We start from the raw sequence: 24,344 nt of genomic DNA, 5'->3' as shown, positions 1-24,344 counted from the left end.
CCTTCTTCCTCCCGGTTGATTCACCTATGGGGTATCGAACGGGGCGGCGGCGAATCGACAGCCGCAAGTGATGCGTGCCACCGGCCGGTCGGTTCAGGTCGGCTCGGGTTTCCTGGCCACGACAAACAGCGAGGCCCGCTGCGGGCTCTTCGTCGTTGGGTGTGGAATTTGCCCCCTGAACTGGCCCAGGATATGACCTCCACATGGACAGGAGGTAGATGTCGGGTCCCGCCTCCTTAGCAGCCGGGCTATGTCGTCTCCCTGGGGAGACGATCCGCCTCGCTTGGTCACACTTGGTAACATTCAGACTAGTCAAGGTGGCTTCGGCCTGGCCAGGCGAATCTTGATCCCGCGGGTCGCCCGGTCCATCGGGCTTCCGCGCGGTGCGGTAGGCGGCGTCGAAGACGGTGCAGCGGGGGCCGTGCTCTCAGGGCTTGAAGTGCTCTTCGCCGTTGATGCGCTGGCGCAGCCGCGAGGTCTCGTAGTAGATCAATTTGCGGGCACGGTTCTGGTTGCCCAGGGGGCGGTGCTCGGGCAGGGCGTGCCATGGGTTGATGGTGAGCTCCCGGGCCAGGCGCTCGCGGGCCTGGGTATCGAACTCCTGGCGCGGGAGGCGCAGCCGGGCCACGGGGATCTCCTCGGAGGTCCAGATGATGGAGGCGTCCTCGATGGGCATGGTCACCGGGTCTTCCTGGAACTGGATGCGCAGCTCGAAGAGCACCTCCGTTTCCTCACTTAGGGTGTCGACCATGGCCCGGCGCAGGTAGTCGTCCGGGGCGGGCAGCGGCACCTGGGAGCAGCGCTCGAGCAGCGGCACGAAGCGGTACTTGATCGCCCTCCCCTTGCCGAACAGGTAGGGCACGCAGCTCCAGTAGCTGACCTCGAAGGGGCTGCCGTGGGCCTTGGCGTGCAGGGCCTGGAGCAGCATGTCGGTGTAGTGGGAATCGAAGGGGTTGAGGAAGTACCAGACCGGCATGCCGGCGCCGATCAGCCGCTGCAGCTTGGCATTCTCGTAGACGTCCGGGGTGGTGAAGGTGGGGGCGCTGATGGCGGAGAAGTCCTGGGTATGGGCCTCGTCGTCGAGCAGCGTCTCCCCGGGCACGTCGAGCACCTTGACGCCCAGGCTCAGCACGCCGTTGTCGCGCATGTCCGGCACCACCCGGGGGCCGGGGCCACCGAAGCGCACCCAGGCCTCGAAGGCGCGCGGTTCGCGGAACAGGCCGACGCGCAGGGGTTCGGGCAGCTCCAGCACCTCGAACTGGGCCTTTAACAGGCCATGGGTCTTGGTGTTGCCGGCCCGCTCGGCGGTGCCGTGCCGGTAGGTGCGCAGCAGGAACTCGCTCATCTGCTCGGTGATGCGCCTGGCCACCTCGGCCTCGCCGGCCAGCTCGCGTTCCTCGGCCAGCCCCAGGTCGGCATCGATGGCATAACGCCGCCGGCGCCACAGCAGCCAGGCCTGGAGAGCACGGGTCAGCGGCCATTGCAGGAGGCGGTCGACGCCGTTGCGCAACCGGGTGGCCCGCCGCGACAGGGCCACGCCGCGCTCCAGGGCATCGTTGATGGCGCGCCCGCCGCGCAGCCACCAGGTATCCGGCAGCAGCACCGCCGGCGGCGCCGGGGCACTGGGCTCGGTGGTCAGCCCCCGGGGCGGGGCGGCCAGGTAGCGCAGCGCCCGCAACCCGGGCAGGAAGAAGTAGGCGCCGCCACGCACCCTGACGAAGCGCGGCAGGCCCTGGCAGCGCCGCCGCACCGGCTCCTCGGGCACGCTAAAGGCGGCGTCTTCGCCGTCCTGCCTGGCACCGACCAGGGGGTCGCTCTCGCCCCGCAGGCCGGCGAAGTTGGCGTTCTCCAGCCAGGTGTGCTGCACGAACTCGAACTGACGGCTCGGCTCGGCATTGAAGCAGAGGAAGTGCAGGCCGCGCTCGACGCCGTCGTCGCCGGCGGCCAGCAGGGCCTCCGGGTCGAGGCCTTCGACCAGCGGCGGACCATAGGGGCGGCCGCGGCGCAATAGCCGGTGGCGATGGTTGATGGCCAGCGACGCCTCGGTGCCGGGCCGGGGCGGCAGCATATCGCGGGGATTGGCGCGACGGATATGCGCGCCCAGGGGGCAGCGCAGGCCGTCGGGGTCCTCCTGGTGATAGCCGAAGTCGTTGTCCGGCCCGGCCCCGCTGGGCCGCCGCGGCGCACGGATCAGCGACTCGCCGTCGGGCCAGCGCCCCACCAGCTTGGCGGCCAGGGCCAGGCGTGCCTCCGGCGTCGGGGCCTGGTCGGCGAGCCAGCCCCAGAAGCCGGGCACGTCCTGGCTCAATTGGCGAAACACCAGGTAGCTGCCGTTGCGACCGAAGTCGCGCAGGTCGCTGTCCTCCACCACCTCGGGCAGCAGGCCCGCCGGGTCCTCGATGGGGTCGACCTGCGGGCGCTGGGTGAGCTGGTCGCGGGCATTGGGGTAGCCGAGCACGAACTCCCCCGGGGCGACCCGTTGACGCGCGTCGCGGCTGCCGCTGACCCCGGCCAGCTTGGGGTCGGAGATGCCGTCGCGGAAGCCGAAGTGCTCCCGCCCGCCGGGCAGGCTATGGCTATTCAGGGCGCTCACCACGCGGATGCCGGCGGCCTCGAGGGCCGCTTTCTCTCCGTCCAGCCGGGTCTCCAGGGCCTCGGGGGTGGCGGCATAGAGCATCAGCAGCGCATGCAGGGGCTCGCCACCGGGACCGCCCCATTGCCACTGCTCGGGGGCACTGTCGCCGGTATCGCCGAGGATCCGGCTGCGCCGGGCGGAGCCCGCCATGCCCTCGCGAAACTCCCGGGCGAAGCCCTTCAAGGCCTGCCAGGAGAGCCCCAGGTGTTCGAAGCCCGCCCAGGTGAAGGCCAGGTGCAGGCGGCTGCCGCCCTGGGGGCGCCCCGCCGACGCGGCCTCGACGCGCGGCAGCGCCTCTCCCAGCCAGGCCCGGGCCGCCTCGGCCTCGCCGAAGCTCAGCAGCAGGAAACGCGCCTCGGGCAGGCCGGCGTAGCCGCTGAGCAGGATGCCCTGGATATCCTCGAACTCCAGTGTCGCCATGGGCTAGAGCCTCCGCAGCCAGGCGCGGCACTGCGCCTCGCTCATCTCGCCGGAGAGCCCGGCACGCACCGCCGCCTGGTTGGCCAGGTTGACCGCGCTGCGCCCGGCATAGGCCGGGGCCCGATACCAGACCGCGGTGGGCACCTGGTGGTCCCGGTAGTAGGCCTTGAAGGCCTGCTCGTCGGAGGCGCCGCCGAACAGCAGCCAGCGGGTGCGCGGCCAGCCCTCGCCGTTGCTGAACACCAGGTTCAGCCCGAAGGCGACCCGCTCGATGAAATCGTCCTGGTAGCTCTCGGGGCTGCCGTCGAAGTTGCTGAAGAAGTAGACCCGCTGGCCACCGTCGAGGATCACCCAGCGGGCGAAGTGGATGGTGTCCACCTCGGCCAGCTTGCCGCGGTAGAAGACCCAGGCGCTGGCCAGGTGCAGCAGCCACAGCGCCGGATACAACACCAGGCGCCGGAAGGGCCCGGCCTGGATGCGCCCCACCGCCGAGAGCTGATTGTGCAGGCCATGGTCCTCGTCGGCCTCCAGGCGACGCACCTGGGCGTCCCGGGGGCGGCGGTTATGGGGCGCATTGGCGATCTCGTGGCCGCGCAGCAGGACCAGCGCCAGCAGGGTCAGCGGCCACAGCACCAGGGCCAGCGCCAGCCCCGCCAGGCCGATGGCGCCAAGCATCGCCCCGCCCTGCAGCCAGCGCCAGCGGGACGGGCCCTCGGCGGGGCGCAGGGCCTCGCGCAGGTCATCGCGGTCGGCGACGAAGCGAATCAGCGCCCGGCGCACCGCCTGGGGCGTCTGGCCCCGCCAGTCGTGCTCGTCCAGGTGGTGGCGCAGGGCATCATGCAGGCGTCCCTCGAGCGCCACCTGGGCCAGGGTGCGCCCCAGGGTATTGACGTAGAAGGCCCGCACCGGCAACCGGTGGGCCTCGAGGAAGGCGCGCACTCGGGCGGGGTCGGCGTGATCGGGAAAATCTTCGCAGTGGCGGAGCAGCTCATTGAGCCCCTCGCCGCCGGCCGCGGTGATGGCCGCCAGGCAGGGGGCGATCTCGCCGTCGATATTGGCGGCCAGCACCAGTTGCGCGGGGTAGCGGCGCCCGCCGCGGCGAAAGGCCTCCGGGAGCAGCACCAGGCGGGCGAAGTGCACGCCCTCGAGGCGCGCGAAGGGCAGGATGGCGTTGCCGCCCGGGTCGCCGCGCATGGCCTCGAGCCGCGCCTGGACCTCGGCCTCGTGGCCGGGCTTGAGGGTCATCACCAGGTTGAGTGCCGACTGCCCGCGCATCGCCCTGCCCCCCGTCCCTGTGTTGGCGTGGGATCGGCGGCCCGGGTGGCCGCCCGTGATCAGCAGTCTAGCCACTCCCGTCGATGGCAGCCTAAGAAAAGCGTTGACTATACTTCTCTCGCCTTACCGCCGATCGAGGAGGACGCGGCACGCCGCCCCCGGCCCCTGCGCGTTCCCAAGGAGGATACCGGCATGTCTGCCGTGCGCGAGGATGCCACCCGCACCGCCGAGCCCGTCCCCGGCTCGCCTCTCCTTCGGTGGCTGCAACGATCGGTCCGGCTGTCGATACGGCCGTCGGCGCGGGCCCTGCTGCTGGCGAGCCTGGCCGCCCTGGCCCTGCCCGCCGTCGGCCAGACTCCCCACGAGGTGCCCGACGAGGTGTCTCTCACCGAGCAGGCCGGCTCCCACCCCGAGGCCGACCACCCCAGCTGGATGCAGACCTGGCAGGCCCTGCGCGCCTGCCGGCGGATGATCGGCCGCGGCCTGCTGGAGGTCCCCGATGATCGCGCCGACCGCTTCCTGGGCAAGGTCCGCGAGGACACCGCCCACTGCCGCGGCGGCCGCCGCGCCCTGGACTTCCTGGCCCTCGACACCCCCTGGGTCGACTGGCAGAGCTACTGGGCCACCGGCGACGGCGCCTCGCGCAATGCCCGCTACGACGAGGGCTGGATCCGCTCCCTGGTGGGCGGGCTCAGCGAGCGCATCCACGCCAACCCCAATGCCCGCGGCATCGATGGTGCCCTGCTCGACCTGGAGTACGCCCGGGTCGAGCTGATCAAGTTCAACCTCTTCGACAACCTCACCTATGCGGAGTACGTCCAGGGCCGCGACGGCGCCCCCGGCACCACATTGCGCCGTTGGGACGCCCTGCGCCTGCCGCCGGATCACCCCCAGTTCGAGGCAGTGGGCGGCGACGGCGAGCAGCGCTGCCAGGGTGAGCTGATCCGCCACCGCACCCTGACCGGCATCTGCAACGACATCGACAACCCGCGCATGGGCGCGACCCGCACCCCCTTCGCCCGCAACGTGGCATTCACCGAGACCTTCCCCGATGAGGGCCATACCGAGCTGACCCGCAACCGCCACGGCGAGCGCCTCGACCTGATGACCCCGGACCCGCAGCGCATCAGCCGCGAGCTCTTCACCCGGCCCCAGTCGCGGCCCGAGCTGTGCAACCAGGGCCAGGGCCTGCCCGGCCATGATCCCGCCGCCCACTGCGACTACCAGGCGGCGCCCTTCTTCAATGTGCTGGCCGCCTACTGGATCCAGTTCATGACCCACGACTGGTTCTCGCACCTGGACGAGGGCGAGAACGACCGCAGCCAACTGCTGGCGACGGGCTGCGACGACCCGGCCCTGGGTTGTCGCCCGGAGGATCGCTTCCAGCCCAGCCTGGTGGCCGAGGATAGCGCCCCCGCCACCTTCACCCACGACGGCGAAACCTACCTGGAGCGCGCCCATCGCACCTTCGACAACACCGTCACCGCCTGGTGGGACGCCTCCCAGCTCTACGGCTACGACGCGCGCAGCCGCGAGCGGGTCAAGCGCGACCCGGACGACCCCGCGCGGCTGTTGCTCGAGCCCCTGCCGGGGGGCGAGGCGGACTACCTGCCGCTGTTCGGCCCCAGTTGCGAGACGGCCGCCGAGGCCGCCGACTGCGACCCCATCCACCCGGTCTGGAGCGGCCAGGAGGCCGCCGCCTTCCCGGACAACTGGACCCTGGGCATCGCCTTCTACCACACCGTCTTCAGCCGCGAACACAACGCCTTCGTCGATGCCTTCCGCGAGCGCGCCGCCGCCACCCCCGAGGCAGACTCCGGGCTGCGCGACCCCGCCGACCCGGAGCGGGTGATCCATTACGCCGAGGTCAGCGACGACGAGCTCTTCGAGGCGGCGCGCCTGGTGGTCTCAGCGATGATCGCCAAGATCCATACCATCGAGTGGACGCCCCAACTGCTCTACAACGAGCCCCTCTACCGCGGCATGAACTCCAACTGGCACGGCCTGCTGGCCGAGCATCCGCTGATGGACGGGGTGATGAACCATGTGGTGGAGCGGCTGCGCGAGTCCGATGACGAGCGTCACGCCAATGCCTGGTACTCGGTGCTGGCCGCCGGCCCCGGCATCTTCGGCATGGGCAGCGAGCGCTACGAGGATCGCTCGGTGTTCTCCACCCTGCGCCCGGGCCGCCGGGACGTCTGGTCGCTGGCCAACCCCGAGCACGTCAACGGCGGCATCAATCACTTCGGCTCGCCGTTCAACTTCCCCGAGGAGTTCATCACCGTCTACCGCCTCCACCCCCTGGTGCCCGACCTGCTGGAGCTGCGCCGCCTCGACGCCCCCGACCGCATCGCCCACAAGGTGCCGGCGGTGGAAGGCTTCCGCGCCGGCGCCAGCGAGCTGCTGCGCGACCACGGGGTGGAGGACTGGGCGCTGAGCCTGGGCCGCCAGCGCCTGGGCCTGCTCACCCTGGGCAACCACGGCCAGTTCCTGCAGAACCTGCCGATGCCCCACCTGGACGGCTCCGGGCGCCTGGATATCGCCGCCCTGGATATCATCCGCGACCGCGAGCGGGGCGTGCCGCGCTTCAACGAGTTCCGCCGCCAGTATGGCCTCAGGCAGCTGACCAGCTTCGACGACTTCATCGACCCGCGGCTGCCGGCGGAGCACCCCGAGCGCCAGCGCCAGGCCGAGCTGGTGGAGCGCATGCGCGAGATCTACGGCCAGCACGAGTGCGACGCCAGCAAGATCATCTCCCACGCCTACCGGGACGCCGAGGGCAACTACCCCAACGACTGCCTGGGCCACCCGGACGGCAGCCTGGTGGACAACATCGAGGACGTGGACGCCGTGGTCGGCTGGCTGGCCGAGCCGGTGCGCCCCCACGGCTTCGCCATCTCCGAGACCCAGTTCGTGGTGTTTATCCTCAATGCCTCGCGGCGGCTGTTCAGCGACCGCTTCTTCACCTCCAGCTTCCGCCCGGAGTTCTACACCAGCCTGGGCCATGAGTGGGTGCTCAACAACGGCCCCGACGGCGTGGTCATGGAGCAAGGCACCCCCAACGGCCACCGCCAGCCGGTGTCGCCCATGAAGCGGGTGCTGCAGCGCACCGTGCCGGCGCTGGCCGAGGAGCTCGACCCGGTGATCAATGCCTTCGACCCCTGGGCCCGGGATCGCGGCGACTACTACTCCCTGGAGTGGACGCCGCGGCCGGGCGCCGAGAGCGATGATGCCTTCGCCGACTAGCTGGGGCCTCGCCGCCCGGCGGCTGGCCCTGGTGGCGGCGCTGGCGGGGCTGGCCGGCTGCGGCGAGGAGCCACCGCCCCCGGCCCTGGGCGAGGAGCGCGTCGGCCCCGGCGAGGCGGCCCTGGCCGCGGTGATGACCGAACGCATCCTCGAGATCGGCGAGCGCCACCGGGCCGCCGGCGAGCCCATCCCGCGCTTCAACCAGCCCAAGACGGTGGCCTGCGCCACCGCCACCTTCGAGGTGCCGCCCCTGGACGACGACCTGGCGGAGGGGCTCTTCGCCGAGCCGGGCCGCTATGAGGCCCTGGTGCGCTTCGCCAACGCCACCCGGGACGACGACCGAGACAAGGACCTGCGCGGCGCCTCGCTGCGCCTGTTCGGGGTGCCGGGGGCCGAGAGCCTCGCCGGCCCGCCAGGCCAGCAGGACTTCCTGTTCAACAGCCATCCGGCGCTCTTCGCCGGCACCCCCGAGGCCTTCTACCGCTTCGTCAATGCGGTGGCCGACGAGCGCCTCTGGTGGTACTTCGTCAATCCCCTGGCGCCCCAGCCCCGCTCCCTGATGATCGCCTTGCGCGCCCGCGGTCAACCCGAGAGCCCCTTGGCCGTGACCTACTGGAGCACCACCCCCTACCGCTTCGGCGAGGGCCGCGCGGTGAAGTACTCGCTGCGCGCCTGCGCCGGCGAACCGCCCCCGGTGGCGGCGCCGGACCACCCCGACCACCTGCGCCATGCCCTGGCGGCCCGGCTCGAGGAGGGGCCCGCCTGCCTGAGCTTCCAGGTGCAGTTCCAGACCGACCCCGAGGCCATGCCCATCGAGGACGCCTCGGTGGTGTGGGACGAGGCGGCCTCCCCCTTCCGCCCGGTGGGCCGGCTGCTCCTGCATCGCCAAACCATCGATACGCCCCAGGCCCTGGCACGCTGCGAATCGCTGGTCTTCAACCCCTGGAACACCCATCCGGCCCACCGCCCCCTGGGCGGCATCAATCGCCTGCGCCGAGCCATCTACCAGGCCGCCGGAGCCCAGCGCACCACCCACAACGCCACGCTTTCGGGCGAATCCCCGCCCTGAGCGCCCATCGACACAGGAGGAAGGGCCATGAGTGCGACCGTGCAAGCCTGGTTGGGCCTGAGCCGGGAACGCCTCGACGAGCTCTATCGTCAGGCCAGCCCGGGCCAGATGCCCCGGGGCGAGACCCGCGGTACCCCCATCGTCACCGGCAGCCTCTTCGCCCGGGCCTACGCCCGCTTCGCGCGGCTCTTCGCCTGGCAGGGCAAGGTCTTCGACATGTTCGCGGAGGACGGCTCCGCCGGGGTGCTGGTCAACAAGATCACCCCCTTCAGTCTCAGCTTCGTGGTCGCCAAGGTGTACCGGGGCGAGAGCTGGATGGACGGCAAGGAAACCATCGTCATCGACTACGCCAGCACCTCCTTCTTCTTCCGCGCGGTGCGCGACGAGATCCGCGAGGTGGAGCCGGGCATCTACCTGGGCAAGGTGTGGCTGGGGCGCTGGCGGATCCTCGACTTCGCCCTCGAGGCCCGCCGCTGACCCCCGGCATCGAGGCCGCGGGGCAACCCACGGAGGGGGTGTTTCCTTGACGCGATGCAGGGGGACGGTGGCCTACCCATCGCCTGCTCCAGCAGGCTCCCCCCATCGGGTCAAAGGCCTAAGGCAGCGGAAAGAGGCGGGGGACCCAGCGCAGGAAGAGCAGCATGCCGAGCAGCTCGACCAGGGACTGGATCACCACCACGCTGACCGCGGCCTCGAAGCCGGCGGGCAGCGCCAGGGCCAGCGGCAGTACCACGAAGGAGTTGCGCGAGCCGAAGCCGAAGGCCAGCACCCGGCCCTGGGCGGCGGGCAGGCGGAAGGCACGACTCAACAGCCAGGCGAGCCCCAGGGCCACGCCGAGGAAGGCGGCGAATAGCGGCACCAGGCCGAGCAACAGGCCCGAGTGATCGCTCACTACCCCCACCTGACCCGCTGCCACCAGCAAGAGCACCAGGGCCAGCAGCGGCACCGGCAGCCAGCCCAATCCGGCCACCAGACGTTGCCGTGGCAGGCGCCGCTCGCTCGGGCCCCGTCCGGCCCAGCGCTCGGTCAGCCAGGCCGCCACCAGGGGCAGCAGGATCAACCCGACGAAGGCCACCAGCAGTTCCTGCCGCAGCAGTCCCGCCAGGGCCGCCTGGTCGAGAAACCACCAGAGGTAGAGGGGCAGCAACAGCAGTTGCAGCAACAGGCTCAGCGGCGTCAGGGCCAGGGCGGCGGGAGTGTCGCCGCCGCCCAGATGGGTAAAGACCAGGAACCAGTCGGTGCAGGGCACCAGCAGTACCAGCAGGATGCCCAGCAGTACCGGCGGCGCCAGGGGCAACTGCGCCAGCCCCCAGAGCAGCAGCGGTATCACCAGGAAGTTTCCCAGCAGGGCCGCCGCCAGCAAGCGAGTCCTCGCCAACCGTCGCCAGGCCCCGGCCAGGGGCACCTGGGTGAAGGTGGCATAGAGCAGGGCCCCCAGCAGCAGCCAGAGCTCCGCCGTCAGGGCCTCGGCCAGGCTCCCCCAGTAAGCGCCCACCCACAGGCCAGCCCCCACCGCCAGCAGGTAGAGCCCCACCTGGTACTGTTCCAGCCGTTCCCGCATGGCCTCTCCTCACCCCGTTGTGATTCGGCGAACGTACCGTTCGACGATTAGGCTGCAAACATAATGCAATAATGGGACTCGTTATCGTTTAAGCCATCCCCTGATCTGTCGGCATCCTACTCAAGGAGCGAGTTCATGTCTCATCCCCTGGCCCGACCCCTGCTGTCCGGCACCATCGCCACCCTGGCGGCCCTCTCTTCCCAGGCAGCCCTGGCCGATGACGGCCAGCGACTCGACCATATCGTCGTCACCGCGGCGGGCTTCGAGCAGCAGGCCCAGGACGCCCCGGCCTCCATCAGCGTGATCGGCCGCGAGCAACTCCAGCGACGCCACTACCGGGACATCACCGATGCCCTGCGCGACGTGCCGGGGGTGATCGTCACCGGCGGCGGCGCCGGCGATCGCGGCGCCGATATCAGCATCCGCGGCATGCCGGCCCAGTACACCCTGCTGCTGGTGGATGGCCGGCCACGCAACTCCCGGGAGTCGCGGCCCAATGGCAGCGCCGGCTTCGAGCAGGACTGGCTGCCGCCGCTGTCCGCCATCGAGCGTATCGAAGTGATCCGTGGCCCCATGTCGACCCTCTACGGCTCGGACGCCATCGGCGGGGTCATCAACGTTATCACCCGCAAGGTCGCCGAGGCGTGGCATGGCGAGCTGCAACTCGACACCGTGCTCCAGGAGGATCGCGCCTCCGGCGACAGTCGCCAGGCCAATGTCTACCTCAGCGGCCCCCTGGTGCCCGACCTGCTGGGCCTGCAGGTCTATGGCCGCACCTCCCAGCGCGACGAGGACGACATCCTCAACGGCTACGAGGACAAGCGCCTGCAGAACCTCACCGCCCGCCTGACCCTGACGCCCCACCAGGATCACGATATCGCCCTCGAAGCCGGACGCACCCGCCAGGAACGCCAGTCGCTGATGGGCCGTTCGGCACCCAGCGAAGGCTGCCGCGGCGGCTGCTCGGACAGCTTCGGCGACTACACCAACGAGCAGGTGGCGCTGACCCACAGCGGACGCTGGGCCATCGGCACCAGCGAGACCCACCTGCAGCGCGAGGTGAGCGAGAACGCCTCTCGCGAGATGGAGATCACCAACACCCATGCCCGCAGCAGCCTGGTGCTGCCGCTGGGCCTGCATATGCTGACCCTGGGCGCCGAGTACCGGGAGGAGTCGCTGGATGACCAGACCAGCAACCAGATCTCCGAGCGCACCCGGGTCTCCAGCAGCCAGTGGGCGCTGTTCATCGAGGACGAATGGATGCTCACCGAACGCTGGGCACTGACCGGCGGGGTGCGCCTGGACGACAACGAGAACTACGGCAGCCACCTCAGCCCGCGCCTCTACAGCGTCTTCAGCCTGACCCCGGAGTGGACCCTCAAGGGCGGCGTCTCCACCGGCTACCGTTCGCCGAGCCTGCGCGAGATCACCCCGGACTGGGGACAGGTGAGCCGCGGCGGCAATATCTACGGCAACCCCGACCTGCAGCCGGAGACCTCGCTGAACAAGGAGCTGTCGCTGCTCTATGCCAATGATAGCGGCCTGAGCGGCGGCCTGACCCTCTACCATAACGACTTCGAGGACAAGATCACCCGGATTGCCTGCCCCACGGACGTCTGCACCGACGGCCCTAACCAGTTCGGCAGCGACCCCACCTACCGGGTCAATGTCGACGAGGCGGTCACCCAGGGCGTCGAGCTGTTCGTCACCGCTCCCCTGGGCGAGGCCCTGGCCCTCACCGGCAGCTACACCTTCACCGATTCCGAACAGAATAGCGGCCAGTACGCCGGCGAGCCGCTGACCCAGCTGCCGCGCCACCAGGCCAGCCTGAGCCTCGACTGGCAGGCCTCCGAGCGCCTCGACCAATGGACCCGGGTGACCTACCGCGGCGAAGAGAGCCAGCCCACCACCGGCCCCTCCCAGGGCTCCCTGGTGGCGCCCTCCTACACCTTCGTGGATACCGGTCTCGGTTACCAGCTGACCCCCAATGCGCGGATCAATGCCGGCATCTACAACCTCTTCGACGAGGCAGTCACCTACGAGGAGTACGGCTATGTGGAGGACGGTCGTCGCCTGTGGCTGGGCCTCAACGTCAGCTTCTGAGCCCGTTGCGACTCTTCGAACGCCCCGTTCGACATTCTCGGCACGAAGGTGCGTTTGAAATTGATTAACATTCCCCCCCTTGTCGTCCCCGCTCGCGGGGACGACACCCGCATGACACTCAAGGAGAGTCCCATGTCACCGTCTGCCTTACCTCGCCGCCCCTTCGCCGGCCTGGTCCTGCTGCTCGGCCTGGCCACCGGCCAATCCGCCCTGGCCACCACCGTGAAGACCGCCCATGGTCCCGTGGAGGTCGGCGACGACCCGCAGCGGGTCGTGACCCTCTACGAAGGCGCCCTGGACGCGGCCCTGGCCAGCGGCGTGGTACCGCTGGGCGCCGTGACCACCCGCGGCGGCGATGGCGTGGCCGGCTATATCGATGACTACCTGGCCGCTCACCACCCCGACGCGGCGCTGGCCATCGTCGGCGTGGTGCGCGAGATCAACCTGGAGGCGGTGCTGGCCCAGCGCCCGGACCTGATCCTGGCGCCACCGCAACTCGCCGACGAACAGTACGCCCTGCTGTCGCGTATCGCCCCCACCGTGGTGCCCCTTAGTCAGGGCCTGGATCCGCAGGCCTGGAAGGCGGAGTCACGGCTCTATGGTCAGGCGCTGGGACGCGAAGCCCAAATGGAGACGGCCCTCGCCGAGGTGGAAAGTCGCGCCCATGAGCTCGCCGCGGCGCTGGATGAGGCCGAGGTTAGCGGCGACGCCAGCCTGGTGCGCTGGATGCCCCAGGGCCCCCTGGTGATGTCCGACCAGCTGTTCACCACCGGCCTGATGCAGGCCGCCGGCCTGACGATCAATGACGCCGGCCTGATTCCCGGCGAGAGTGCCCACAGCGATCCGCTGAGCCTGGAGAACCTGGGTCGGGTCGATAGCGACTGGCTGTTCCTGGCCACCCTCAATGCCGATGGGCAGGAAGCCCTGGAGGCGGCGCGCACCTCGCCGGCCTTCGCCCGCCTCGAGGCGGTGGCCAATGATCGGGTGGTCGCGGTGGATGGCCAGTTGTGGACCAGCGCCAGCGGCCCCCTGGCCGCCCAGGCGGTGCTCGACGATATCGAAGCGGCCCTGCTGCCCCGATGACCGCCCGGGTCCTGTCGCATCGTGGCCTGCCCGAGGGGCTGGGCCGGCCGCTGATCGGCCTCGGCCTGCTGCTGGCCCTGGCGGCACTGGGCAGCCTGCTGCTGGGCGCCGGGGAGGTGACCCCGGCCCGGGCCCTGGCGGTGCTGGCCGGGGGCGGTGACGACGAGGCCCGCTTCGTGGTGGGCTCCTTGCGCCTGCCGCGCACCCTGGTCGGCGCGGCGGTGGGCCTGGCCCTGGGCGTGGCTGGGGCCCTGCTCCAGGCAGTCTCGCGCAACCCCCTGGCCGAGCCCGGCCTGCTGGGGGTCAGCGCCGGGGCCGCCTTCGCCGTGGCCCTGGCCCTGTGGCTGGGTGCCAGCGCCGCCACCCTGCGGGTGGCGGTGGCCCAGCTCGGCGCCCTGGCCGGCTGCCTCTGCGTGCTGGGGGTGGCGCGACTGCGCGGCCTGGGCAACGATCCTGTTCGCTTGGTACTGGCCGGGGCCGCCTTCTCGGCCCTGCTGGCCGCCCTCACCTCCCTGCTGCTGCTCTTCGATCAGCGCGCCGCCGACGAGATCCGCTTCTGGGTGATCGGCAGCCTCTCCGGGCGCCGCCTGGAAGACCTGCTGGCGGTGCTGCCCAGCCTGGCCCTGGCACTGACCATCACCGTGCTGGTGGCCCGCCCCCTGGCGGCCCTGGCCCTGGGCGAGCGGGTCGCCTCGGGGCTCGGCCATCGCCCGGGACGGGTGCGCGGCCTGGTGGTCCTGGCGGTGGCGCTACTGGTGGGGGCGGCCACCGCCATCGCCGGCCCCATCGCCTTCGTCGGCCTGGTGGTGCCCTTCGCCGCCCGCGCCCTGGCCGGGCCGGACATTCGCCGTACCCTCTGGCTCTGCCTGCCCCTGGGCCCACTGATGGTGATCACCGCCGATATCGTCTCGCGACTGCTGGTGGCCCCCTCAGAGCTGTCGCTGGGCGTGCTGACCGCCCTGTGCGGCGCCCCGGTGCTGGTGGCCGTGGTCCGCGCCCGCCGCCTGCCGACCCTCTGAGTCAGGAAAGAAACGCCTGGAGCCCTCATGCTGTTAAGTTCCGTCGATACCGCCTGCCGGCGCGCCGAGACGTCCTCCGAGGTCGGTGTACCGCCGGGGCGCTGGCGCCTGGCCCGGGGCGGCCATAGCCTGCTCATCGACAAGCGCGACCTGGTCGTCACCCTGCTGCTGCTGCTCGGCCTGCTGGCGGCCTCCGCCGCCTACCTGGCCCTGGGCAGCGTGACCCTGGGCCCCGGCGAACTCCTCGCCGGCCTGATCGGCGGCGGCGACCCCATGGCCGTTTTCCTGGTTCAGGAGCTGCGCCTGCCACGCCTGGTGGCGGCCTGGCTCACCGGCGCCGCCTTCGCCGTGGCCGGCTGCCTGATGCAGACCCTGGCCCGCAACCGCCTGGCCACTCCGGGGATCATCGGCATCGACAACGGCGCCACCGCCTTCGCCGTGGCCTCGGTGGTGGGCCTCGGCGTCTCCCTGGCCCCGCCGGCCATGGCCCTGGCCGGGGCCGCCACCGCCGCGGCCCTCACCTTCGGCCTGGCCAGCGGTGGCGACACCCGGGGCTACCGCTTTATCGTCGCCGGCATCGGCGTGGGGGCAGTGTTCGGGGCCGTCACCCAACTGCTGCTGGCGCGGGTGGCCATCGATACCGCCAATGCCGCCTACCCCTGGACGGTGGGCACCCTCAATGCCCGCTCCGGCCAGGCGGTCACGGTGCTGGCCATCGGCCTGGCCGTCGGCCTGCCGCTGGCGCTGGCGCTGGCCCGCTCACTGAACCTGATGCGCTTCAGCGACGCCGTGGCCAGCGGCCTCGGCGTCATGCTGCGCCGGCGCCGCTGGCAGGTGCTGTCGCTGTCGGTGCTGCTCACCGGCCTGGCGGTGGCGGTGGCCGGCCCGGTGGGCCTGGTGGGGCTGGTGGGGCCGGAGATCGCCCGTTCCCTGGCCTCTCGACGCGGCGTGCCGATCCTCGCCTCGGCCCTGGCCGGGGCCCTGGTGATGGTCCTGGCCGACCTGGCCGGACGGCTGCTGCTGGCCCCCATCGAGCTGCCGGTGGGCATCGTCACCGCCATCGTCGGCGGCCCCTGGCTGCTGTGGATCCTGTTGCGCCCCGCCGCCAAATCCCTGGCCTGAAGCCCCCATCGAAAGGAGTCCGAGATGACCGCCGCCCACTCCCATCGCCTCCAGGCCCAGGACCTCCGCCTGGCCCACGGCCGCCAGGCCGTGATCGACGGCCTCGACCTGAGCCTGCCGCCGGGCCGGGTCACCGCCATCGTCGGCCCCAACGGCTGCGGCAAGTCGACCCTGCTGGCCGGCCTGGCCCGGCTGCATACGCCGGGGGGCGGCGCGGTACTGCTCGACGGCGAGGACATCCGGCGCCTGCCGGCGCGCACCCTGGCCCGGCGCCTGGCGCTGCTACCCCAGGAGGCCACGGCCCCGGAGGGGCTCACCGTGGGCGACCTGATCCGCTTCGGCCGCCAGCCCCACCAGGGCTGGCTGCGGCAGTGGTCCGGCGACGACCAGCGGGCGGTCGAGGAGGCCCTGGCCGCGGCGGACCTGGAGAGCCTGGCCGAGCGACCCCTGGAATCGCTCTCCGGCGGCCAGCGCCAGCGCGCCTGGATCGCCATGACCATCGCCCAGCAGACCCCGCTGCTGCTGCTCGACGAACCCACCTCGGCGCTGGACCTGGGCCACCAGCTGGAGGTCTTCGAGCTGGTGCGCCGCCTGGCCGAGGCCGGCCGCACCCTGGCCCTGGTACTGCATGACCTGCCCAGTGCCTGCCGCTACGCCGATCACCTGGTGGCCATGCGCGACGGGCGCATCATCGCCCAGGGCCCGCCCGCCGCGGTGGTCACCCGGGAGCTGGTCCGCGCGCTCTATGACGTGGAGTGCACCCTGCTCAGCGACCCGGCCACCGGCACCCCGGTGCTCACCGACCTGCGCCGGGTGCGTGCCAGCCGCTAATCCGGGGCGGCAGCGTCGCGCAGCGTCACGACCCGCTCGTGCTGGGAACGATGCAGGACGATGTCCACTATCAAGGTACGATGGGGCCGGAAGAAGGCGGCCAGCTGGCCCGCGTCCAGCCGCAGGTCGTCGATATCCTCGTCGGCGTAGGTGAGAAAACCCACCGGGGGATCCGCCGCCTCCGGCCCCAGCATGGGGTCGGCGGTGATCGACAGGCCAAGCTCGGTGCCGGCCTTGGCCACCTCGTGACGCAGCCGGGCGGTATCGATATAGAAGCTGCGGTAGGAGGTGTCATCACCGTAGGGATGCACCTTGAGGATCACCTTCTCGTGCATCACCCGGGCCAGGGCGCCACCGTCGCGGCGATCGTCCCGGGGATCGTAGAACTCGATCAAATAGTCCGACACCGGCGCCCCGAACTGATCCACCACCCGCACCAGGGTGTTCTGGTAGCCGGGCTTGCCCCGCCGCTCGCCGGGGGCCTGGGTCAGGGCCGCGGTCGCCGCCTCCCAGGCGTCGCAGTGGGCCGTGAAGCCGTCATCCTCCACCCTCAGGGCCTCGAGGATCAGCCCCAGGGCCAGGCGCTGGGCACCGCTGAACCGGCTCTCCGGGGCATCGAGCTTGATGGTGGTGTGATCCAGGCCGTCGACGAGGCGAAAGGCGCAGCGTCCGCTGGAGTCCTGCCAGCCCGCCAGGCGCGGCACCGTGACCGGCTGCCCCGCCTGGTGGCCCTCCTCGAAGTGAATCTGGCCCCGGGCGCAGTTGAGGTTGGCGGTGGAAATGCGCACCGTGCCATCGCCCCCCGCCTCGTTGGCCACCGAGCGGATGCCGCCATAGCCCTGGTTGCCCACCAGCACGCTGCACAGGGTGCGCCCCGGGGCGAAGGGGCCCGGTTCGCTAGCGAAGCGGTCACGCAGCGCCAGCTCCCAGCTGTAGGGGCTGGCCAGCTCCAGGCCGCGCAGGATCCCGGCGCCGGCCTCGAAGCGCGGCTGCTCCGGCTGGGCATGGAAGAAGCCATTGATCGCCCGCCCCACCAGCGAGCGCCCGTGATGGGCCAGGGGCGAGCCGAAGTTGGCCGGGGCCAGCATCACCAGGTGCTTGATGGGGTAGGCGTCGGGGGCGAAGTGGCGGGCCAGCCAGTCGCGGATCACCAGGCCGCCGGTGGAGTGGACGATGGCATCCACGCTGGCCGGGGCGCGAGGCAAGCCTTCCCGGGTCCAGGCCTGCTCCAGGGCCGCCTGGAGGTCATCGAAGCGCAGGGCGTCGTGGCGGGAAAGGTAGTCGCCGATGGCGATGCGCTGAATGCGCCTGGCCCCCAGGTGGCGACGCAGGTGACCGGCCAGGCGCTCGAAGGCCTCGCCGGTGTCGTTCCAGCCATGCAGCAGGATCAGGGGTCGCTGGGCCATGGCGCGCCTCTCCCTCCACAGGCCCCGGATGGGGCGGCCGCCGTGGCCCGGCGACCCTGATCCCAGCTTAGTTCGTGGTGAGCGTCTCTCCCACCCGCAGCGTCTCCCCCTCCCCGGCCAGCAGGATGGCGTTCTGGCCGAAATACCCCCCCTTGAGGTGGGGCTGGGTCTTCATCTCGATCAGGGTCTGCAGCGGTTCGCCGGCCTGGGGGATCTCACCGCTACTCTGATCGACGGTGGGAATCTGGCAACGCTTGCAGGGCTTGCGCAGCCCCAGGTGATAGCGGCCATCCCCGGCCACCAGGCTCTCCCAGCCATCTTCGGCGAAGGCCTCGGCACCGGCGACAACGAGATTGGGCCGGAAACGCGCCATGGGCACCGGGGCCAGGCCCTTGCCCCGCAAGACCTCGTTGAGGGCGTCCAGGGAGGCCTGGTTGGCCACCAGCAGGGGGTAGCCATCGGCGAAGCCGGTATGGGCGTGCTCGCCATCGCGCAGATGGTCGGGTTCCACCGCGCGGCGATGGTCGTCGGGAAAACGCACCAGCCGCAGGCCCTGCCCCCGGACGCGGCCCAGCACCTCGGTCAGCCAGCCGGCCGCCGCCTCCCCTTCATCGAGGCCCGGGCAACGCTGCTTGAAGATCTCGACCTCGAGACGGGGGCGCTCCCGCGGCGCCAGCGGCACGCTCAGCGGCGCCGCCTCGGGGTGCTCCAGCACCAGGGCCGTCGCCTCCAGGCGCACGGAGACCCGCGCCATGGCCGGCAACTGGCGCTGGGTGACGAAGCGCCCGCTCTCGTCCACCACCATCCAGCGGCGGTCCCACTCGAGCCCTCGGGGACCGAGCTCGGCCGCGTCCAGGGCGATGCCGCCCAGCGACTTGACCGGATAGATGGCGACATGGGTGATCTGCATCCTCGACTCCTGAACGATAGGCCTACTGACTGGTAGCGACCAGGGAGCCCCCGGCCGCCATGAAGAGTCCGCCGGTGGCGCGATTGAAGGCCCGCACCCGGCCGGGGCGGTCGAACCAGCGCCCCAGGCCGGAGCCCATGGCGGCATAGGTCGACATCAGGCTGATGTCGATCACCAGCCAGGTCAGCGCCAGGATGGCGAACTGCATGAACTGCGGCTCGCCGACGCTGATGAAGTTGGGAAACAGGGCCGCGAAGAAGAGCAGGTCCTTGGGATTGCTGATCCCCACCATGAAACCATGGCGAAACAGCCGCGGAATCGAGGTGCCGACCACCCTCTCCGGCGCCGGTCCCCCTTGGCTGGGGGTCTCGGGCCGGGCCAGCCAGGCCTGCAGGCCGAGAAAGATCAGGTAGGCGCCGCCGAGCAGCTTGAGCAGTTGGAAGGCGGCCTCGGAGGTAGCCAGGATGGCACCGAGCCCCAGGGCGGAGAGCGTCATCATCACCAGCGAGGCCAGGGTGCCGCCGAGCACCGTGGCGGTGGCGCGGTGGCGGCCGAAGCGCAGCCCGTGGGCGGTGCACAGCAGCGCCACCGGGCCGGGAAAGATGATCAGGGCGCTGATCACGCCCACGTAAGTCAGCCAGGTCCATAGCTCCATGGGTGCCGTCCTTTGCGTTGGGGAAGCCGGCTCAGAGCCGTTCGATATCGATCAGGTAGCCGATGATGGGGTAGCCCGCCTGGCGGGCGGCCTTCTCGGCCTCCATCTGCGCTTCCAGCTTGGAGATGCTGGAGGACTCGTACTCGAAGACCTCGTCCAGGGCGAGTTGTCGGGGTCGCACCGCCAGCTTGACGCGGTAGCCGACGCGATGGGAGCTCACCGCCGGCTTCGGCGGCTTGGGGGTCGGGGGCTTCTTGGGTTTGGTGAAGGCATCGATCTCGCGACGGATGCTCTCCTCGAAGTCATTCAGATCGGCGGACATAGGCGTATCTGGTGTTCCCTGGGGATGCTCCCCTACTATACCAGAGCCATCGCCAGACCCTAGTGCCAGGCGATGCCAGGCCTTGCCCCCTCTTGACGGAGCCCCTATGTCACCGGCCGATTCCCTGCGCCTGCTGCTGCTCTCCTCGCTATGGGGGCTCTCCTTCATCTTTATGCGGGTGGCGGTGCCGGAGTTCGGCCCGGTGCCCTTGATCCTGGTGCGCATGGGGGTGGGGGCCCTGCTGCTGATTCCGCTGCTGCTCAGCCTGCGCTACCTGCGCCTGGTGTGGCAGAACAAGGGTGGCCTGCTGCTGCTGGGCCTGGTCAACCATGTGCTGCCCTTCTCGCTGCTGGCCCTGGCCACCACCCGGCTGGAGGCGGGCTTCACCTCGTTGATCAATGCCACCACGCCGATCTTCACCGCCCTGCTGGGGGCGCTCTGCTTCGCCACCCCGATCCGGCGCCAGCAGTACCTGGGGCTGGCCCTGGCCTTCTTCGGCGTCTATGTGCTCTCGGCGGATCGCCTCGACTTCGCCCTGGGCGGCGACGGCTGGTTTATCCTCGCCGTGCTCGGCGCCACCTTCTGCTACGGCCTGGCCAGCAACTACTCCAAGGCCTACCTGGCCCACCTGCCGGTGCGGGTCCTGGCGGCGGGCAGCGCGGCCATGTCGGCGCTGCTCCTGCTGCTGCCGGGGCTCTGGCTGTGGCCGGCGGAGCCGATCGGCGGCCTGGCCTGGGCCAACGGCCTGGCGCTCGCCGCCTTCAGCACCACCGGCGCCTTCCTGCTCTACTTCGGGCTGATCGCCAGCGCCGGGGCCACCGCCACCTCCACGGTGACCTTCCTGGTGCCGGTCAGCGCCCTGCTGTGGGGCTATCTGCTGCTGGGCGAGCGGCTCGGGCTGCAGGTCCTCGCCGGCATGGCCATCACCCTGGTGGGCACCGCCATCGCCACCGGCCTGCTGCGCCTGAAGCGCCGGCAGGATGCCCCGCCCACGCCCTGAGCGCCCGGGGCGTGGTCTGGGTCGCCCCCCTCAGTGTCGCGGCTCGGCGACTACCCTGAAAGGAATCTCCCCGGGAGGTGCCATGGCCAGTATCGAGATCGAGATTCGGGCCCATGCCGAGCTGAACGACTTCCTGCCGCCGACGCGGCGCCGGCGCCCCTTCCGCCAGGTCCTGAGTCGTCGTGCCTCGGTCAAGGACCTGATCGAGGCCCAGGGCGTGCCCCACCCCGAGGTCAATGTCATCGTCGCCGACGGCGTCTCGGTGGGCTTCGATCACCGCCTCGACCCCGCCGAGGGGGTCCCGCGACGCCTCGATATCTATCCCTGGTCTCAGACCCCCGCCCTGGTGCGTGTCCATCACCTGCGCCCGCGGCCCGAGTGGCCGCCGCGCTGGGTGCTGGACGTCCACCTAGGGCGCCTGGCCGGCTACCTGCGCCTGCTCGGCTTCGACTGTCGCTACCGCAACGACCTGGATGACGCAACGCTGGCCGCCTGCAGCGCGTCGGAGGGCCGGGTGCTGCTGACCCGGGACCGTCGCCTGCTGATGCGCCGCTGTATCACGCTCGGCCACTATGTCCGCGCCACGGCGCCGCGCCACCAGCTCGAGGAGGTCTGCACGGTCTTCGATCTCTTCAATGCCTTCGCCCCCTTCACCCGCTGCAGCCACTGCAACGGGCCCCTCGGGCCGGTGCCCAAGGCCGAGATCGTCGATCGCCTGGCTCCCCTGACCCGCCGCCATGTGCGCCACTTCCTGCGATGCCGCGACTGCGACCGGCTCTACTGGCACGGCAGTCACCTGCCACGGATGCGCGAGCTGGTGGCCAGCCTCTCTCGACCTCCCCGGGGACCTCTGCCCTCCGGATAAGCCCCCGCCGGGCGAAACCATCGGCTGGTGGAGCGATCACCGGCTACGCGCCGGGACATTGCCCAGGGTGACGGCGCCTTCAGTGGCGCTCAGCTCTCGTCCTCCTGCGGACGATAGGCCTTGATCAGTGGCTTCTGCACGCTCTCCGGGGCCGGCTCGTGGTGGCTGAAGCGCAGCGCATAGGTGCCGGCGCCGCCGGTCATGGCGTTGAGGCGGTGGGGATAGTCGAGCACCTCGGCCAGCGGTACCAGGGCCTGGAGGCTGACCAGTTCGCCCAGGGTCTGGGTATCGAGGATGCGCCCGCGACTGGTGGTCAGGTCGGCGGTCAGGTCGCCCATGGCACGCCCCGGCGCCTCCACGGTGAGCTCGACCACCGGCTCCAGCACCAGGGGACTGGCCTGGCGCACCGCCTCGAGGAAGGCCTTGCGACCGGCGATCACGAAGGCGATCTCCTTGGAGTCCACCGGGTGGGTCTTGCCATCGAGCACGGTGACGCGCAGGTCCTGCAGCGGATAGCCCGCCAGGGCGCCGGCGGCCAGCCCCTGGCGCACGCCCTTCTCTACCGCCGGCAACAGCGACGAGGGAATGGCGCCGCCGCGGATGGTGTCGGCGAATTCGACGCCGGCCCCGCGGGGCAAGGGCTCGACCCGCAGCAAGACTTCGCCGAACTGGCCGGCGCCGCCGCTCTGCTTCTTGTGCCGATAATGCCCCTCGGCGGCGGCGGCGATGGTCTCGCGGTAGGCGATGGAAGGCGTGCTGGTGGCCACCTCCACCTTGAAACGCTGGGCGAGCCGCTCCAGGGCGGTGCGCAGGTGCAGCTCGCCGAGGCCACGCAGCACCGTCTCCTGGGTCACCGCGTCCTGCTCCACGGCGAGCCCCGGGTCCTCCTCCACCAGCCTGGTCAGGGCCTCGGAGAGGCGCTGCTCGTCGCCATGGCGGGTGGCGGCAATCGCCAGGCCGAACACCGGGGCCGGCAGGGCCAGCGGGCGCAGGCGGATATGATCCTCGTCGTGGGAGTCGTGGAGCACGCTGTCCAGGGTCGCCTCCTCCACCTTGGTCAGGGCGCACAGCTCGCCGGGGCCGCAGCTCGCCACCTCCCGGGGGCTTCGCCCCTCGAAGCGCAGCAGGGTCCCGACCCGGAAGGGCTTGCGGGCCTCGCCGGCAAACAGCCGGGTATCGCGCCCCACGGTGCCCTGATGGACCCGGAACAGCGCCACCTTGCCGAGATACGGGTCGTGCTCGATGCGCACCACATGGGCCAGCACATGGGCCCGGGGATCCGGTCGCGCCGGGAACTCGCTCTCGCCCTCGTCATCGATGCGCAGGAAGGGCGGCGGGTTGCCCTCCAGGGGGCTGGGCATCAGCCGGGCGAAGACCTCCAGCAGTTCCTCGACCCCGGCGCCCGTGGCCGCCGAGACGAAACACACCGGCACCAGATGGCCCTGGCGCAGGGCCGCCTCGAAGGGGTCATGGAGCTGGCCCGGCTCCAGGGCCTCGCCCTGCTCCAGGTAGAGCGCCATCAGGTCGTCGTCCAGCTCCACCACCTGGTCCACCAGTTGCTCGTGGGCCTCGGCCACCGAGGCGAAGTCCGCTTCCCCCTCGGGGGTGAAGAAGCAGTCGACCACCCGGGTCGCCCCCCGGGCCGGCAGGTTGAGGGCCAGGCACTCCGGCCCGACCTGCTCGCGCAAGGCCTCCAGCAGCGCCGGCAGCCGTGCCGGGGCCGCATCGATGCGATTGATGACGATCATCCGACACAGGCCGCGCTCCCCGGCCCAGGCCAGCAGGCGCCGGGCCATGGCGTCGAGGCCCCGCTCGGCGTCGATCACCACCGCCACCGTCTCCACGGAGGGCAGGATGGAAAGGGCCGCGCCCTGGAAGTCGGCGTAGCCGGGGGTGTCGATCAGGTTGATCCAGGCCTCTCGCCAGGGCAGGCCCAGGGGCGTGGCGGTGATGGAGTGCTCGAGGGCCGCCTCCTGACCCTCTCCCGGAGGCGCCCCCTTGCGTGGCGCGGCCGGCTCCTCGACCCCGGCGGCGGCCAACAGGGCGTCGGCCAGGCGGGTCTTGCCTGCCCCGGCCTGGCCGACCAGGGCGATATTGCGCAGGCATGCGGGGTCTCGTACGACGTGGCTCATGGCTGGCTCTCCCGACGATAGCGGCCCTAAAAGGGTAGCCCGCGGACGGCGTTGATGGAGGGCGACAGTCCGGTGCTATCCTGGCGGGAGTCGCCCCGCGTCCCCGCGGGGCTTCCCTCCCCTGCCAGGAGCCCTTCCATGAGCCTTAGCCCCTTCCATCTGGCGATTCCCGTCCACGACCTGCCGGCGGCCCGGCGTTTCTACGGCGAGGTGTTCGGCCTGGCGGAGGGCCGCGCCGACGACCACTGGGTCGACTTCGACTTCTTCGGTCACCAGTTGGTGATCCACGAGCATCCGAAGCTGCCCCACCAGGAGCAGGCCCATACCAATGCGGTGGATGGCCATGACGTGCCGGTCCCCCACTTCGGGGTGGTGCTGGAGTGGAAGGAGTGGGAGGCCCTGGCCGAGCGCCTGAAGTCGCTCGGCACCGACTTCGTGATCGCCCCCCATATCCGCTTCGAGGGCCAGGTGGGCGAGCAGGCCACCCTCTTCCTGCTCGACCCCTGCGGCAACGCCCTGGAGTTCAAGGCCTTCAAGGACAGAAACCAGCTATTCGCCAAGTGAGCGACAGGCCTTCATGACGACGGGGAGGGGGCCCCGGGCCGCGGCCCCGGGCGTCTTTCCGGGGGCGGGCGCCCCGAAAGGTGGGGCTGCGGTTTCTCGTGAGGGGGCGCGTCCTCCCGCGCCCCC

General features: G+C 71.0%; 19 protein-coding genes. 11 read left to right on the top strand and 8 right to left on the bottom strand.

Annotation, left to right across the window (positions count from 1 at the left end; all coding sequences use genetic code 11):
- Positions 1-427 precede the first annotated feature (427 nt).
- Complete coding sequence (locus IHD13_RS18170) at positions 428-3,055, bottom strand: hypothetical protein (RefSeq protein WP_230086187.1); 2,628 nt, start codon at positions 3,053-3,055, stop codon at positions 428-430.
- Between the two features lie 3 nt (positions 3,056-3,058).
- Positions 3,059-4,330, bottom strand: a complete 1,272-nt coding sequence (locus IHD13_RS07045; RefSeq protein ID WP_195860332.1) for a hypothetical protein — start codon at positions 4,328-4,330, stop codon at positions 3,059-3,061.
- 192 nt (positions 4,331-4,522) lie between these two features.
- Between IHD13_RS07045 and IHD13_RS07040 the strand changes: the two genes are divergently transcribed.
- The 3 genes from IHD13_RS07040 to IHD13_RS07030 are packed head-to-tail and all read left to right on the top strand — an operon-like array spanning position 4,523 to position 9,122.
- Complete coding sequence (locus IHD13_RS07040) at positions 4,523-7,576, top strand: peroxidase family protein (protein ID WP_230086186.1); 3,054 nt, start codon at positions 4,523-4,525, stop codon at positions 7,574-7,576.
- Positions 7,560-8,645 carry a hypothetical protein gene (locus tag IHD13_RS07035; RefSeq protein WP_195860331.1) on the top strand — a complete coding sequence of 362 codons (1,086 nt, stop codon included), beginning with the start codon at positions 7,560-7,562 and terminating at the stop codon, positions 8,643-8,645. The genes IHD13_RS07040 and IHD13_RS07035 overlap by 17 nt, the downstream gene beginning before the upstream one ends.
- Before the next feature lie 27 nt (positions 8,646-8,672).
- Positions 8,673-9,122 (top strand): hypothetical protein, encoded by a 450-nt coding sequence (locus tag IHD13_RS07030; RefSeq protein WP_195860330.1) that lies wholly within the window; start codon positions 8,673-8,675, stop codon positions 9,120-9,122.
- Positions 9,123-9,240: 118 nt separating this feature from the next.
- On the opposite strand, the gene IHD13_RS07025 is transcribed toward IHD13_RS07030, so the two are convergent.
- Complete coding sequence (locus IHD13_RS07025) at positions 9,241-10,206, bottom strand: arsenic resistance protein (protein WP_195860329.1); 966 nt, start codon at positions 10,204-10,206, stop codon at positions 9,241-9,243.
- 135 nt (positions 10,207-10,341) lie between these two features.
- Between IHD13_RS07025 and IHD13_RS07020 the strand changes: the two genes are divergently transcribed.
- The 5 genes from IHD13_RS07020 (at position 10,342) to IHD13_RS07000 (ending at position 16,364) form a co-directional block, all read left to right on the top strand.
- Positions 10,342-12,309: a ligand-gated channel protein gene (locus IHD13_RS07020; protein ID WP_195860328.1), complete on the top strand. Its 1,968-nt coding sequence runs from the start codon at positions 10,342-10,344 to the stop codon at positions 12,307-12,309.
- Between the two features lie 132 nt (positions 12,310-12,441).
- On the top strand, positions 12,442-13,392 hold the full coding sequence (locus tag IHD13_RS07015; RefSeq protein ID WP_195860327.1) for an ABC transporter substrate-binding protein: 951 nt from the start codon (positions 12,442-12,444) through the stop codon (positions 13,390-13,392).
- Positions 13,389-14,411 (top strand): FecCD family ABC transporter permease, encoded by a 1,023-nt coding sequence (locus IHD13_RS07010; protein WP_195860326.1) that lies wholly within the window; start codon positions 13,389-13,391, stop codon positions 14,409-14,411. The genes IHD13_RS07015 and IHD13_RS07010 overlap by 4 nt, the downstream gene beginning before the upstream one ends.
- Positions 14,412-14,438: 27 nt before the next feature.
- Positions 14,439-15,533: a FecCD family ABC transporter permease gene (locus tag IHD13_RS07005; RefSeq protein ID WP_195860325.1), complete on the top strand. Its 1,095-nt coding sequence runs from the start codon at positions 14,439-14,441 to the stop codon at positions 15,531-15,533.
- 24 nt (positions 15,534-15,557) lie between these two features.
- Positions 15,558-16,364 carry an ABC transporter ATP-binding protein gene (locus IHD13_RS07000; protein ID WP_195860324.1) on the top strand — a complete coding sequence of 269 codons (807 nt, stop codon included), beginning with the start codon at positions 15,558-15,560 and terminating at the stop codon, positions 16,362-16,364.
- Here IHD13_RS07000 and IHD13_RS06995 read toward each other — a convergent pair.
- From IHD13_RS06995 to IHD13_RS06980, 4 genes are all read right to left on the bottom strand, one after another.
- Positions 16,361-17,770, bottom strand: coding sequence for an esterase/lipase family protein (locus tag IHD13_RS06995; protein WP_195860323.1), 1,410 nt, complete (start codon positions 17,768-17,770; stop codon positions 16,361-16,363). The two genes, IHD13_RS07000 and IHD13_RS06995, sit on opposite strands and share 4 nt — an antisense overlap.
- A 67-nt stretch (positions 17,771-17,837) precedes the next feature.
- Complete coding sequence (locus IHD13_RS06990; RefSeq protein ID WP_195860322.1) at positions 17,838-18,680, bottom strand: MOSC domain-containing protein; 843 nt, start codon at positions 18,678-18,680, stop codon at positions 17,838-17,840.
- Between the two features lie 22 nt (positions 18,681-18,702).
- Positions 18,703-19,335, bottom strand: coding sequence for a LysE family translocator (locus IHD13_RS06985; RefSeq protein ID WP_195860321.1), 633 nt, complete (start codon positions 19,333-19,335; stop codon positions 18,703-18,705).
- A 31-nt stretch (positions 19,336-19,366) separates the two neighbouring features.
- Complete coding sequence (locus IHD13_RS06980) at positions 19,367-19,657, bottom strand: hypothetical protein (protein ID WP_195860320.1); 291 nt, start codon at positions 19,655-19,657, stop codon at positions 19,367-19,369.
- A gap of 106 nt (positions 19,658-19,763) precedes the next feature.
- Between IHD13_RS06980 and IHD13_RS06975 the strand changes: the two genes are divergently transcribed.
- Both IHD13_RS06975 and IHD13_RS06970 read left to right on the top strand, forming a co-directional pair.
- Entirely contained in the window at positions 19,764-20,657 is an 894-nt protein-coding gene (locus IHD13_RS06975) for a DMT family transporter (RefSeq protein ID WP_195860319.1), read from the top strand.
- An 82-nt stretch (positions 20,658-20,739) separates the two neighbouring features.
- Positions 20,740-21,522: a Mut7-C RNAse domain-containing protein gene (locus tag IHD13_RS06970; protein ID WP_195860318.1), complete on the top strand. Its 783-nt coding sequence runs from the start codon at positions 20,740-20,742 to the stop codon at positions 21,520-21,522.
- Between the two features lie 89 nt (positions 21,523-21,611).
- Here the strand turns inward: IHD13_RS06970 and fusA are convergent, their stop codons facing one another.
- Positions 21,612-23,654, bottom strand: a complete 2,043-nt coding sequence (gene fusA, locus IHD13_RS06965) for an elongation factor G (protein WP_195860317.1) — start codon at positions 23,652-23,654, stop codon at positions 21,612-21,614.
- A gap of 138 nt (positions 23,655-23,792) precedes the next feature.
- Here fusA and IHD13_RS06960 point away from each other — a divergent pair, with 138 nt between their 5' ends.
- Complete coding sequence (locus IHD13_RS06960; protein ID WP_195860316.1) at positions 23,793-24,218, top strand: VOC family protein; 426 nt, start codon at positions 23,793-23,795, stop codon at positions 24,216-24,218.
- The last annotated feature ends 126 nt before the right edge of the window (positions 24,219-24,344 follow it).

The organism is Halomonas sp. 328, assembly GCF_015645095.1.
Taxonomy (GTDB): Bacteria; Pseudomonadota; Gammaproteobacteria; order Pseudomonadales; family Halomonadaceae; genus Bisbaumannia.
Note: the sequence above shows the minus strand (reverse complement) of the source record. Positions and strands in the feature narration are given on the sequence as shown.